The following is a 14,374-nucleotide window of genomic DNA, read 5'->3' as shown; positions in this document are numbered from 1 at the left end:
AAAAGGGGTCATTCGACCTCTTTTTTATTGTGCTTATTTTCCGCGTATTTTTTAAAAATCTCAGCAAGATTCTCAATTTTAACAGGTTTGGTAAGGTACGCTGTCATCCCAGCTTCAAGTGCCCTATCCACATCCTCTTGAAAAGCATTCGCAGAAAGCCCTATGATTTCCACTGAATTGGGAAGTGATTTTTTAATCTGCCTACAAGCATCAAGTCCGTTCATGATAGGCATTTGGATATCCATCAATATTAAGTCATAATCATTGTTTTTTGCCAAGTTAACAGCTTCTTTGCCATTGGATGCCACATCATACGAATACCCTAATTGGCCCATCAGCATATCCATAAATCTAAGATTTGTTCTGTTATCTTCAGCTATCATGATTTTAAGAGGGTAATGTTCGGCCATATTTTTCCAATCCAATAAGCCAAACTCATCGTCCTCAATAATTTCTTCATCCGAATTTCCTTTCTTCTCCTTCCAGATTTTACCAAATACTGAAAAGGCAAAAGTTGATCCAACTCCAATCTCACTTTTTATAATTAATTCCCCGCCCATCAACTCGATAAACTTGTGAGATATTGCAAGACCCAGCCCAGTTCCTTGATGCTGCCTGGTATTTGTACTATCTACCTGAACAAATGGCATGGTAAGCTTATTGATCTCATCCTCAGGTATTCCTATTCCTGTATCGGAAATTTCGAAATGAAGGATGGTGTTTGTTTCCAGAATTTCTTCTCCTGAAATCTTGAGGCTGATATTACCTCCATCAGGTGTAAACTTAATGGCGTTTCCTATAATATTGATCAAGACCTGAATCAATTTTTCCTTATCCAATTCCACATACTCCGGAATCATGGAATCAAAATGATAGGTAAAATTCAAGTTTTTTTCGCTTATCAATCCTGAAAAAATCCTTATAGACTTCTCAATTTCCTTTTTCAAATTAAAAACCTTAGAATTGAGGGACATTTCCCCTGCCTCTATTTTCGAATAATCAAGAATATCTTTAATAATATTGAGTAATGATTCTCCCGAATCCTTGATAATTTCCACATATTCTTTTTGAATATCATCAAGTTTGGTTTCTTTCAGTAGACCAATTATGCCTAGAAGCCCATTCATAGGAGTCCTAATCTCATGACTCATATTGGCCAAAAATTCTGACTTCGCTTTATTTGATTGCTCAGCAGACAACATTGCTTCTTGAAGACCCTTTTCCCATAATTTTTGGGCGGAAATATCCCTTGCCATTGAGATGATTCTACCTTCATCCAGCTTGAATATTCTTGTTTCGAATATCCTTTTCCCAATGGTAAGCATCAGCTCAAATTCTAGTGTCTGCAATTTTCCGGTTTGAACTACTTTGTCAAATAGCTCCATCATTTCTTTGTTTAAGGGTTCAGGAAGCACTTCAAGTAAGGACTTCCCCAAAGAATCTGAAGCCGGAAAAAGCAACAAACTTTCATCCTGAACATAATAGTCTAGAAAAACACCTTCATTATTATAAATAAAAATCAAATCCGGAAGGCTGTTCAATACGGCTCTAAGCCTGTTTTCACTTTTGATTAACTCTTGTTCGGACTCGTATTTATCATTAATATCAGTACAGATTCCAACATTTCCGAGATATTTTCCTTCCGAATCATAAAGTAATTTTTCGAATATTCTGACCATAATTACCTCACCATTGGATTTTCTAAATTGAATTTGGGAGGTCACAACTTCTTTTTTCTCTCTTATTGCACCCTGTATAATCTTATGTAACCGAACATTATCATCATCTATGATATAGCTTTTAAAATTCCTGATAAAATCACTTTTGGTATAACCCAGAACATTATAAACCTCATCCCCGACTTTGGTCATGTTCCCATCCGAACTCTGGAAGTAAATAAACCCTTTTGATTCCTGGAGCAAAAGAGTTTGTCTTCTAAAAAGTTCTGCTATTTCTTCAGAGTTTCTTGAAAGTAATTCATTGGCATATTGGGTGTTTTTGATGAACTTATACAGGATCAAAATTACAAATACCAATAAAACCAATAATCCCAAAAGAAGATAGAAATAGGCACTATAAACCGAAAAACCTATGTAGGTAATATCTTGAATAAAAACAACTGCAAACTTGTTGTCATAGGCGGCAAGATTGAAAGGATATTGGTGAACAAGCACCTTTAACTTCGCCTTGGTATCTATGGAATTGATATAACCTATGTAGTCACCTTTTAAGCCTTCATTGACATTTTGTGTAATTTCTGAAATAATTGCCCCTTCAAAAACGTAGTCTCCAAATTGCTGTTCGAAACCAAGAGTAAGGTACTCTCCATCGTCATAAATAAATTTGTCCCCCGATTTACCCAGATAATAATTACCCAATTTGTAGACAAAAAACCTCTCCAGATTTGTTTTTATATCTATTTTTACGTCCTTGACAGGGTTTGAAAGAATGATTTCGTTTTTACTTTTTGGTACGTCTGTACTGCTTTCGTAAATTGATTTCAAGAAATTATTCTGATCATCAAAGTGAAATGAAACTATTGTATTTGGGAATGTGACCACAATGGTATCCAATACATCCCTGTGGTTATTGAAAATTCTTCTTGCTCTTTTTTCAAAGGCAAGTTCTTCATTTGAGGTTCGTTCATAAGTCCATGGTTCAAGATTGTTTATAAAAAACAACATATCATCATGCATTGAAGAAAAATCGTTTTGGATATCTTTGGCAGCAAGCTCTACCTGCTTGGAAAATGTCTGTTTCCTTGAATTGATTTGATTTTCCTTGAGAACAAGGAAAAAACTATAAGACAAAAATAAAACCAATAAGACTACAGAGATCCCAATGGCTACAAACCATCTATAATACCCTTTGCTAAATGAAAAAGAAGAATAGATTTTTGATCTCATTGTAATTCCAAATCGAGTATAAACCAATTAAGTCGATCAATCCTTTGGGCCCTGATAATCATTTTATCACTTTCATCATCCAAAACAAATATTTTTTCTCCAGCCAATATGATATCTGAAGCCATTTTTCTGACTTCCTTACTTTTACTTTTGAATAAATTGAAATCTTCAACCCTAAAGCTATCAGAAGTAATTGTCTGCGTATAGGTATGGTTTTTCAAAGGGGGAAAAGAAAGGGCTTCTATCGCTTTGTTTTTACCGGCCACTACAGTACCGGTAGCGTCCACTATGAGAAAAATCCTATTTGATTTATTGATATAGGATTCAATGATATCATTAACAGTAATATCAAATCCTAAAACCATCATCAACTTGCTTTCATGATAAACTGGCTGCAATAATGATATCATCCATCCTCTTCCTACCGGATCAATGTAAATATCTTCAACCCAAACTGTACTTTTGGATGGATTGTGTTTTTCATCCGCTAAGTAATAAAAATTAAATGAGGTAAGATCTAAATTCGGTTCTAGCATATTATATACATCATAGGGCGGAAAAAGTCTGTTTATCTGTGCCGAGGAATTAAAATACACTTGAGAAACCACTTTCTTTTTTTCCACAATCTCTTTAAATAGGCTATCGAGTGGATTGGTAATGTAAATCATTCTTTTGACAGACTCAAGATCTTGACCCATATCCGGTATATACAAAGAACTCATAGTTGAGTCCGCATTCGGTGCAGCATTGGCAGCAACGCCTTTTATGACATACTTTGATTTATCTGATTTAGAAATCAACTCATCTTGTTTCTCAAAAAGATCCTCTGTAAAGTGACCCAAGCTTATTATATCATCTTCAAGTCCCCTCAGGTCATGGTCCATAAGCGAAGCCATCGCTTCAAGTTCAAACCAATATTCAGCGTTTTCAGTTGAAACGGATGGACTGCAGGAACAAACAACCAACAATAGAAAATAAACCAAATATATTGATGTCTTCATTATCTAAAATTCAGGTGCTTCCATAAAGCTAAAGATTTTCAAGCTGTTTTTGAAAAGTTTGTCCCATTTCTTCAAATCTTTGAATAACAGACTTAAAAAAATCTCCGTTGTAAAATCCTTCTAATTCCGATTCATCCAAAATATCTGTTTCTGGTATTTTAAAAGTCTGTTCCATAGGACCTAATTCATATTTAATCAGGTATTTATTGTTCCACGAAAAAACTGAAATCCGAACTTGCTCTTTTGTAAACTCTTTTAATACTCTCATAAAGGACGTTTTACAGCTGTCGTAAAAGTAATATTAGATTTGAGTGAAGAGGCCACCGAACAATATTTCTCCACGGAAAGTGCTACGACTTTTTTGAACTCCTCCTCAGTAGCATCCGGAGATACAATGACAAAATTCAAGACTATATCCGTATAAAATGCCGGAATTCCATCATTTCTGGTTCCTTCTATTTCGATATAAAAGTCTTCAATGATTTTCCTTTTCTTTTTCATCATCAGCACTGCATCAACTGCCGAACATCCCCCCAAAGCTGAGAGTAATAAGTCCATCGGGGATTGGGCTTTTTTGTTCGGCGCATCGTACATGTCAATATCCACCTTATTCCCCTGAAGATTGGTAGCTTCATATTCATAATCCGCTTTCATGCGGAGCGTAACATTTCTTTTACTCATTTTTTATTTATTTTTTAAGATTGGAAAATTGAAAAATTGAAAGATTAACACCAAACCAGGAGTTTACAATTTTTAAATTTTCGAATTTTGAAATTTTTCAATATTACAATATTACATATTCCTTCTATACTGACCGCCTACTTCATAAAGCGCCCTTGTAATTTGGCCCAAGGAACAGAATTTAACTGCTTCCATTAGTTGGTTGAAAATATTATCATTTTGAACAGCTGCCATTTGAAGTTCATTCAGGTAAGCTTGTGAATTGTCTTGATGCCTTGCTTTTAGCAGTTCCAAAGTATTGATTTGTCCAACCTTCTCCTCTTCATTTGCCCTGATTACTTCTCCGGGTGTCACTGTTGGAGAACCCTCCGAAGAAAGAAATGTATTTACTCCTATGATTGGGTATTCACCTGTATGTTTCAAAGTTTCGTAATAGAGACTTTCTTCTTGGATTTTTCCACGCTGATACATGGTTTCCATAGCACCCAAAACCCCTCCCCTTTCGGTTATTCTATCAAATTCTTTATAAACAGCTTCTTCCACCAAATCTGTAAGTTCTTCGATTATGAAAGCACCCTGTATCGGATTTTCATTTTTGGCAAGCCCCAACTCTTTGTTAATTATAAGTTGAATGGCCATGGCCCTTCTGACAGATGCCTCTGTCGGAGTAGTAATAGCTTCATCATAAGCGTTGGTATGCAATGAATTACAGTTATCATAGATTGCATATAATGCCTGCAGTGTAGTCCTGATATCATTGAAATCAATTTCCTGGGCATGCAAAGATCTGCCTGAAGTCTGAATATGGTACTTCAACATTTGGGAACGCTCATTGGCCCCATATTTCAATTTCATGGCTTTTGCCCAGATTCTCCGTGCCACTCTACCAATTACAGCATATTCGGGATCTATTCCATTGGAGAAAAAGAAAGAAAGGTTTGGTGCAAATTTATTAATATCCATTCCCCTGGATACATAATATTCCACATAGGTAAACCCATTGGATAATGTCAAAGCCAATTGGGTAATCGGATTGGCACCCGCTTCAGCAATATGGTATCCTGAAATTGAAACAGAATAAAAATTTCTGATTTCGTTTTCAATAAAAAATTGCTGCACATCTCCCATAAAACGCAATGAGAATTCCGTGGAGAAAATACAAGTATTTTGAGCCTGATCTTCTTTTAGTATATCTGCCTGAACGGTTCCCCTGACTTTTTTGAGGGTTTCTTTTTTGATGTTTTGATAAATTTCATCAGGTAATACCTCGTCACCGGTAACTCCCAAAAGCATCAGACCCAAACCATCATGACCTTCTGGAATAATCCCTTTATAAGCTGGCCTTGGAGTTCCTTTGGCTTTGTATAAATCCTCGATTTTGGAATTGACTTCCTGTTCAAGCCCATTCTCCTTGATATAAATTTCACACTGTTGATCTATGGCCGCATTCATAAAAAATGCCGTCATCGTTGCTGCAGGACCATTAATTGTCATCGAAACTGAGGTCATAGGATCAGCAAGATTGAAACCTGAATAGAGTTTTTTAGCATCATCCAAGCAACAGATATTTACACCTGAGTTACCGACTTTGCCATAAATATCCGGTCGATAATCCGGATCTTCCCCATAAAGGGTTACTGAATCGAAAGCCGTTGACAATCTTTTTGCAGGCAGACCTCTTGAAACATAATGGAAACGTTTGTTTGTTCTTTCGGGCCCACCTTCTCCTGCAAACATCCTGGCAGGATCTTCACCTTCCCTTTTGAAAGGAAAGACACCCGCTGTGTAGGGAAATTCACCGGGTACATTTTCCTTTAATCCCCATTTAAGGATATCTCCCCACGCTTCATATTTAGGTAGGGACACTTTTGGGATTTTGGTTTGGGAAAGAGAGGAATAATAAGTCTGAATTTTGATTTCTTTATCCCTGACGTTGAAAACATAAAAATCATCTGCGTACCGCTGTTTTTTTTCAGGCCATTCCTCCAACCATTTTTTGTTTTTAGGATCAAGGCCCAAAGCCACTTGTTCATAAACCTCTTCAAGTTCCTTGACCAATCTATCCTCATCATCAACATTCAACGAATTAATGGCTTCTATGGATTTTTTGATACTGTAGAGTTTTTGGGCGACTTCTTTTTGGTCTTCTACCCATTTGTCATAGCCTCTATTGATTTCAGAAATTTCAGAAAGGTATCTTGTTCTTGCGGGAGGAATGATAAAAATCTTTTCAGACATCTCATTGCTGACTTCAAAAGAAGTATTCAGATCAACTTCCGTCTTTTCAACCAATTTTTGAAGTATAGATTTGTAAAGATTGTTCATTCCCGGATCATTGAACTGGGAGGCAATTGTTCCATAAACGGGAATATCCTCATCTGCAATATCCCAAAGATTATGATTGCGTTTGTATTGCTTTTTGACATCCCTAAGGGCATCCTGTGCGCCTCTCTTGTCAAATTTGTTAAGCGCTATAATATCGGCAAAATCGAGCATATCGATTTTTTCCAGTTGTGTCGCTGCCCCATATTCCGGGGTCATCACATAAAGTGACATGTCCGAATGCTCGACGATTTCTGTATCTGATTGGCCTATTCCAGAAGTCTCAAGGATAATCAGGTCAAAATTGGCAGCTTTGACTATATCTACTGCATCCTGAACATATTTGGAAAGCGCCAAATTCGATTGCCTTGTGGCCAAGGACCGCATAAACACCCTGGGACTGTTAATGGCATTCATCCTGATTCTATCTCCCAACAATGCCCCGCCTGTTTTTCTTTTAGATGGATCAACAGATATGATGGCGATATTCTTATCCTTAAAATCCACCAAAAATCTTCTGACCAACTCATCCACCAAAGAGGACTTCCCTGCCCCACCTGTTCCTGTAATGCCCAAAACAGGTACTTTACTTTCTGACGCAGCATTTTTAATTTCCTGAAGCATTGACTTACTTTCTTCAGGAAAATTTTCCGCTGCTGAAATCACTTTCGCAATAGACTTGGCATCTGTTTTGTCAAAACTCCCATCATAGGTCACATTCTGACCAAGAGGAAAATCTGATTTTTTCACCAAATCATTGATCATTCCTTGTAGCCCCATGGCTCTCCCATCGTCAGGAGCATAAATCCTTGTAATCCCATGCGCATGAAGTTCTTTGATTTCTTCAGGCAAAATGGTACCACCACCGCCACCAAAGATCTTTATATGAGTTGCTCCTTTTTCCTGAAGGAGGTCATACATATATTTGAAAAATTCAACATGGCCTCCTTGATAGGAGGTAATGGCGATTGCCTGTACATCCTCTTGAATGGCACAATCCACAATTTCCTGAACTGATCGGTTGTGCCCTAGATGAATCACCTCACAGCCGGTGGATTGGATGATTCGACGCATTATATTGATAGCAGCATCGTGTCCATCAAAAAGAGATGCGGCTGTCACAATTCTAATATGATTCTCTGGTTTGTAAATTTCCTGGGAAAAAGACATTTTAATTGGGTTTATGTAATCTAACAAAAAACCTAAATTGGAAGTTTGGATCAACTTCCAACTTTTAGCTCATGGTATTTTCTGTTTGCGAAGATAAGAAAAATCACAGCGTTAAAACCACAGTTTAAATGGAAATTCAAAATATTATTTTGATTAATTAGGTTAAATATATTTTTTCAGAACATAGTTTGATGAATTTAATCCGAAACAAAAATAAACATATCATTCCTGACAAAAGACAATCATATTTAAAGATGATACAAATCAGTTATTGATTGACAATACTGGATTTTCTTTGTAAAAAACAATTGATAAAAGCTTAATTTAGGAATCATAAACTTAGCCAAAATAACTTCAAATGAAATTTTCACTGTTTTTAGGAAAATACAAAAATGTCAAAGTCTTTATCCACTGGACATTTTCTTTGTTATTACTATGGATCATCATTTCCAATATGCGTCAGGGCATGCCCGCCATTGATATTTTTTGGATTATCATTTTTGTCCTTGCTTTATTCTTCTGTGTGGTCTTACATGAATTTGGGCATGCATTAGCTGCTCAAAAGTATGGCATTCAGACTAAAGACATTGTGCTGTATCCGATCGGAGGAGTTGCTAGACTTGAAAAATTACCAGAAGACCCGAAGCAGGAACTTTGGGTGGCTATCGCAGGACCTCTTGTCAATATTGGTTTATTTCTCATTCTTTCAGCTATTTTAAGTTTCACGGGTTTTGACCTTGAAAATCTGGAAGAGATCAAAATAAACCCAAATACAATTGTCTTATACCTGGCTTCAGCTAATTTGATACTTGCCTTGTTCAATTTACTCCCTGCATTTCCCATGGACGGCGGGAGGGTATTAAGAGCATTTTTAGCCATCAAACTTCCAAGGGCCAAAGCAACTCAGATTGCAGGAGGGATCGGTCAATTCATGGCCATATTCTTTATTTTCTTTGGGTTGTTCAATAACCCCATATTAGTTCTGATAGGGATATTTATTTTTCTTGGTGCAGGCGCAGAGGTAAGTCACACACAGCAGGAAAGTTTTTTGAAAGGTTATAAAGTCAAAGATGCGTTGATGATGAAATTTCAGATCATTGGATATGATGCACCATTGGCAAAAGCCATTGAAAAGCTTTTGAATTCACAAGCAACTCATTTTGTAGTCGTTAAGGATGATATCGCTGTCGGAACTCTTAGCAGAAATGAAATCATCAAAGGACTTAAAGAAGGAAATGAAACTACTTTAGTGGAAAAAGTCGCTGATTTCGGTCCATTGAAAATCGAGACAGAACAAGAACTTGATGATGCTTGGAGAAATATGGTGACCAAGAACAAGAAAGTGGCTTTTGTCATCGAGAATGGGAATTTTCTCGGCATCCTTGACCAAGAAAATATCAGCGAGTTTGTAATGGTCAAATCGGCTTTGACAAAAGTATAAATTTTCGTCTTTCAAAACTAGTATGTCTTTGAATTCAAAAAATCAATTATTTCAATAGTTTAAATAATATTCCACATGAGAAAATCCATTTATCTATCATTAATAATATTTCTTTGGCCAATTTTTTTATTTTCCCAATCAATCCAATCTCCAAACGCTGAGATCAAACTTGATTTTGAAGTAAAGGAAGGTAAAGCAATCTATCAGTTGTCTTTTAAAGGGAAAACGGTAATTAAACCAAGCCAATTGGGTTTTGAACTAAAAAACCAAGCCACTCTCTTGGATGGCTTCAGTCTAGTAGATTCCAAAACCGATGCTTATGATGAATATTGGACACCAATATGGGGTGAAGAAAGTAAAATCAGAAACCATTACAACGAACTTTATGTGAAACTAAATCAACCAAGCACGGAGCGAATTATTGCAGTTCGTTTCAGGGTATACGATGATGGGTTAGGTTTTAGGTATGAGTTTCCTTCACAACCAAATTTGGCTCATTTTGTAGTCAAAGAAGAAAAAACCCAGTTTGCAATGTCAGGTGACCATACTGCTTTTTGGATTGCAGGAGATTATGATACTCAGGAATATGATTACACAGAATCCAAACTTTCTGAAATCAGAGAGCAAATGGCAAAAGCGGTTACTGCCAATCTTTCCCAAAAGCCTTTTTCGCCAACTGGTGTTCAGACTTCCCTGATGATGAAATCTGCGGATGGGTTGTACATCAATCTTCATGAAGCAGCATTGATGGATTATTCAACCATGCACCTGAATTTGGATGACAAAAATTTCATCTTTGAATCTTGGCTGACCCCAGATGTCAACGGAGACAAAGGATACCTTCAATCCCCATTCAACACTCCTTGGAGAACGGTGATTGTCAGTGATGATGCACGGAAAATCCTCGCTTCAAGGATTACTTACAATCTCAATGAACCTTCCAAAATCGAAGACACCTCTTGGATTAAACCCATGAAATATATCGGGGTTTGGTGGGAAATGATCACTGGGAAAAGCTCTTGGGCCTACACAGATGAATTTCCTGCTGTCAGGTTAGGGGAAACTGATTTTTCTAAAGCCAAACCCAATGGGAAACATGGAGCAAACAATGCCAATGTTAAGCGACATATTGATTTTGCCGCCGAGCATGGTTTTAGCGGCGTATTGGTAGAAGGATGGAATATTGGTTGGGAAGATTGGTTTGGAAATTCCAAAGATTATGTATTTGACTTTTTGACTCCTTATCCTGATTTTGACTTGGAGGGCATCAGGGATTATGCCAAAAGCAAAGGGGTCGAAATGGTCATGCACCATGAAACCTCCTCTTCTGTAAGAAACTATGAAAGGCATATGGATCGGGCTTACCAATTTATGAAGGACAATGGCTACAATGCTGTAAAGAGCGGTTATGTTGGTGACATACTTCCAAGAGGAGAAAATCACTATAGTCAATGGATAGTCAACCATTATCAATATGCCGTTGAAAAAGCCGCTGACTACCAAATCATGGTCAATGCCCATGAAGCTGTCAGGCCAACAGGGATTGCCCGTACCTGGCCCAATCTCATTGCCAATGAGTCCGCAAGAGGAACAGAATACCAAGCCTTCGGTGGCAGTAAGCCCAACCATGTGACTGTATTGCCATTTACCAGACAGATTGGTGGGCCAATGGATTATACCCCAGGCATCTTTGAAATGGACATCAGCAAAATCAACCCAGAAAATAATTCTTGGGTGAACAGCACCATAGCCAATCAATTGGCACTCTATGTCACCATGTACAGCCCACTTCAGATGGCTGCCGATCTACCGGAGAATTACGAACGTTTTATGGATGCCTTTCAATTTATCAAGGACGTGGCCATTGATTGGGATGAAAGCAGGTATTTGGAAGCAGAACCCGGATATTTTATCACTGTCGCCAGAAAAGAAAAAGGTAGCAACAATTGGTTTGTGGGCAATGTCAATGGTGTACCTGTACGGACATCCACGATTTCATTTGATTTCCTCGATCCTGATAAAACCTACATAGCCACCATTTATGCTGATGCCAAAGATGCCCATTACCGAAACAACCCTCAGGCATATACCATCAGAAAAGTAATGGTTACGAATAAATCCACGCTCAGTCAGGAATCAGCGCCCGGTGGTGGTTATGCGATAAGCATTATGGAAGCTACTAAAGAACAGACTAAGGGCTTGAAGAAACTATAACGTGGGATTGTGAACCGCAAAAGAGACCAAAGAAAACAAAAGATTCAACTGAATAGGGATGATTTGTAATTCCTTTGTTTCAACATAAACCTTTTGTTCCTTTTTGTTCCTTTTGTGGTTCATTATTTTTCCTCTATTTTTATTACATTCAAAATTTCCACCAACATGAAAAAATCTCTTTTTATCATTATTTCTTTGTTTTCGGTTTTTTTTGCCTGTAAAACAATAGAGGAGAAATCGAGTCCGATGGACACCACATCATACAATGAGCCTTTTCGCCCCCAATTCCACTTTTCTCCCGAAGCCAATTGGATGAATGACCCAAATGGGATGGTGTATCTGGATGGGGAATATCATTTGTTTTATCAGTATTATCCTGACAGCACAGTTTGGGGGCCAATGCATTGGGGACACGCTGTTTCCACAGACTTGGTGCATTGGGAGCATTTGCCCATTGCCATTTATCCTGACAAAAATGGTTGGATTTTTTCCGGTTCGGCTGTGATTGACCACGATAACACAAGTGGTTTGGGTTCATCTCAAAATCCAGCCATGATTGCCATTTTTACTTATCATGAGCCAATAGGTGAAAAAGAAGGAAGGAATGATTTTCAGACTCAAGGCATCGCTTACAGTTTGGACAAGGGCAGGTCTTGGACCGTATATGAAGAAAATCCCGTGTTGAAAAACCCTGGTATCAAAGATTTTCGTGACCCGAAAGTGATGTGGCATGAAGATGAAGCAGGAAATGGAAGATGGATCATGTCCCTAGCTGTCTTGGACAAGATCGATTTCTACTCCTCCCCTAATCTTTTGGAATGGACCTTTGAAAGTGACTTTAATCCAGAATGGGCTGCCTATGGTGGCGTATGGGAATGCCCGGATCTTTTTCCGCTGACAGCTGCTGATGGCACTAAAAAGTGGATCTTGTTTGTCAGCATCAACCCCGGAGGTCCACAGGGCGGTTCGGCAACACAGTATTTTGTAGGAAACTTTGATGGAAAAACTTTTACTACAGAAAGCTCAGAAACTTTATGGCTTGATTACGGTGCAGACAATTATGCTGGGGTTACTTGGTCCAACGTACCTGAATCAGATGGAAGAACCCTGTTTATAGGTTGGATGAGCAATTGGCAATACGGCCAAATTGTCCCTACCCACCCATGGCGCTCTGCCATGACCATTCCAAGAAAACTTGAATTGATCAAGATCAACGATGGATATTTGGTTGCATCTCGACCCGTAAAAGAAATTGAAAAATTAAGAAAGGAATCAAAAACAGTTTCCGGTTCATCTTTTGAATTGGAAAATGAGTTGGTGGAGCTTGAGCTTTCCCCAAACCAATCAGATTTCAAAATACATTTCTCAAATGATAAAGGTGAAACGTTGATTATTGAAAAATCAGGTCAAGAATTAAAAATTGACCGAACACAATCGGGAAAGATTGACTTCAGTCCGGAATTCCCCGCTGTACATAAGGCTCCATTACATGGGATTGAAGTGGGAACAGTCAGGTTATTTATTGATCGTTCATCCATCGAGGTATTTATTAATGATGGTGAACTTGTGATGACTGACTTGATCTTCCCAAATGAATTTTATTCTAAAGTAGAATTAAACGGATTTACCGAAAGCAATTCAGTGCATTATCTAAAGGGAATTTGGTAAAGTTTGCTTAGTCAAATAGAGACCATAAATACAGAGGAACTGAACCTATAAATTCCAGTTGACCTTGATTATTTACTTTCATAAGGAAGCCATCCGACATATTAAAAGGTCTGAATAAATTCCTGTATGGGTTAGAATCGATCATATTAAAATGTCCTACCAAAAGCTGAACCCCTTTAGTTTGGTTTTCTTTGATAATATCAAAAACATCTTCAAACATTGGATCGTTGGGATTTGCATTTTCATGATTCAGTCTTGAATCAGTTTCAATTTCAAGATCTAACTCCATTGCCTCTATGGTTTGAACTGCTCTGCAAAACTCGCTACTGATGGCAGTTTCAATAGGAATTTGAAGTTTTTTGATGGCGTCACCTATTTTCTTACCGTTCCTTCTTCCATTATCATTCAACTGTCTGGCAACTTCCGGGTCACAGGATTTCCACCATTCCGGTAAAGGTGAGTCAACAATATCATCTCCGATTCTAGCATCTACATGTCTTAAAACCAAAGCGAAACCCTGATAATCTTCCTTCATATTTCTTAGTGAACGAACTGTCCTGATTGCATGAGCCTTATTTTTCATGATGAGGATAGGAATGGTTTCAATAATATTTGGACTTTCTTCAAATGAGCAATCAATCCAATAAACCCCCTGAGGAAGTGACAGTCCCGCAAAACCAGATTCTTCAATTTCAAAGGTTTGACGTTCGGAATTAGGGAAAAACTTTGCCGGCTTATTTGTCTCAATGTTAATTTTTAAGCCTTCATCCAAGTGCTCCAAGAAAAACACCCCATCAATATAATCTTCAGAGGTTATCATATTTTCTTCCTTTTCTTCTTCCAAACAGGAAGACATCAAAAGAGGAATCAAGATCAAAAGATAGATCCTTTTGCAATAAAATTTCATAAATAAATAATCAATGGTGGAAAAGTAAAAAGTTTCAAACGTAAAGACTTATAGAAGTCACCCT

The 14,374-nt window shown here is 37.7% G+C and carries 9 protein-coding genes; 3 read left to right on the top strand and 6 right to left on the bottom strand.

Going from position 1 to position 14,374, the window contains the following annotated elements; genetic code table 11:
- Positions 1 to 8: 8 nt before the first annotated feature.
- From HMJ38_RS10635 to HMJ38_RS10615, 5 genes are all read right to left on the bottom strand, one after another.
- On the bottom strand, positions 9 to 2,906 hold the full coding sequence (locus HMJ38_RS10635) for a PAS domain-containing hybrid sensor histidine kinase/response regulator (protein ID WP_194974381.1): 2,898 nt from the start codon (positions 2,904 to 2,906) through the stop codon (positions 9 to 11).
- Entirely contained in the window at positions 2,903 to 3,907 is a 1,005-nt protein-coding gene (locus tag HMJ38_RS10630) for a Cache sensor protein (RefSeq protein WP_228780002.1), read from the bottom strand. Before HMJ38_RS10630 ends, HMJ38_RS10635 begins: the two co-directional genes overlap by 4 nt.
- Positions 3,908 to 3,935: 28 nt before the next feature.
- Positions 3,936 to 4,175 carry a hypothetical protein gene (locus HMJ38_RS10625; protein ID WP_194974380.1) on the bottom strand — a complete coding sequence of 80 codons (240 nt, stop codon included), beginning with the start codon at positions 4,173 to 4,175 and terminating at the stop codon, positions 3,936 to 3,938.
- Positions 4,172 to 4,588 (bottom strand): OsmC family protein, encoded by a 417-nt coding sequence (locus HMJ38_RS10620; protein WP_194974379.1) that lies wholly within the window; start codon positions 4,586 to 4,588, stop codon positions 4,172 to 4,174. The genes HMJ38_RS10625 and HMJ38_RS10620 overlap by 4 nt, the downstream gene beginning before the upstream one ends.
- A 111-nt stretch (positions 4,589 to 4,699) precedes the next feature.
- Positions 4,700 to 8,080 carry a methylmalonyl-CoA mutase family protein gene (locus HMJ38_RS10615; RefSeq protein ID WP_194974378.1) on the bottom strand — a complete coding sequence of 1,127 codons (3,381 nt, stop codon included), beginning with the start codon at positions 8,078 to 8,080 and terminating at the stop codon, positions 4,700 to 4,702.
- Between the two features lie 358 nt (positions 8,081 to 8,438).
- Here HMJ38_RS10615 and HMJ38_RS10610 point away from each other — a divergent pair, with 358 nt between their 5' ends.
- The 3 genes from HMJ38_RS10610 to HMJ38_RS10600 all read left to right on the top strand — a co-directional run bounded on the left by HMJ38_RS10610 (position 8,439) and on the right by HMJ38_RS10600 (position 13,403).
- Positions 8,439 to 9,521, top strand: a complete 1,083-nt coding sequence (locus tag HMJ38_RS10610) for a site-2 protease family protein (RefSeq protein ID WP_194974377.1) — start codon at positions 8,439 to 8,441, stop codon at positions 9,519 to 9,521.
- A 75-nt stretch (positions 9,522 to 9,596) separates the two neighbouring features.
- Positions 9,597 to 11,735 (top strand): glycoside hydrolase family 97 protein, encoded by a 2,139-nt coding sequence (locus tag HMJ38_RS10605; RefSeq protein ID WP_194974376.1) that lies wholly within the window; start codon positions 9,597 to 9,599, stop codon positions 11,733 to 11,735.
- Between the two features lie 165 nt (positions 11,736 to 11,900).
- Positions 11,901 to 13,403 (top strand): glycoside hydrolase family 32 protein, encoded by a 1,503-nt coding sequence (locus tag HMJ38_RS10600; protein WP_194974375.1) that lies wholly within the window; start codon positions 11,901 to 11,903, stop codon positions 13,401 to 13,403.
- Between the two features lie 7 nt (positions 13,404 to 13,410).
- On the opposite strand, the gene HMJ38_RS10595 is transcribed toward HMJ38_RS10600, so the two are convergent.
- Positions 13,411 to 14,310 (bottom strand): SixA phosphatase family protein, encoded by a 900-nt coding sequence (locus HMJ38_RS10595; protein WP_194974374.1) that lies wholly within the window; start codon positions 14,308 to 14,310, stop codon positions 13,411 to 13,413.
- Positions 14,311 to 14,374: the final 64 nt, after the last annotated feature.

The sequence above is a fragment of the Aquiflexum lacus genome, from assembly GCF_015476655.1.
Lineage (GTDB): Bacteria > Bacteroidota > Bacteroidia > Cytophagales > Cyclobacteriaceae > Aquiflexum > Aquiflexum lacus.
Note: the sequence above shows the minus strand (reverse complement) of the source record. Positions and strands in the feature narration are given on the sequence as shown.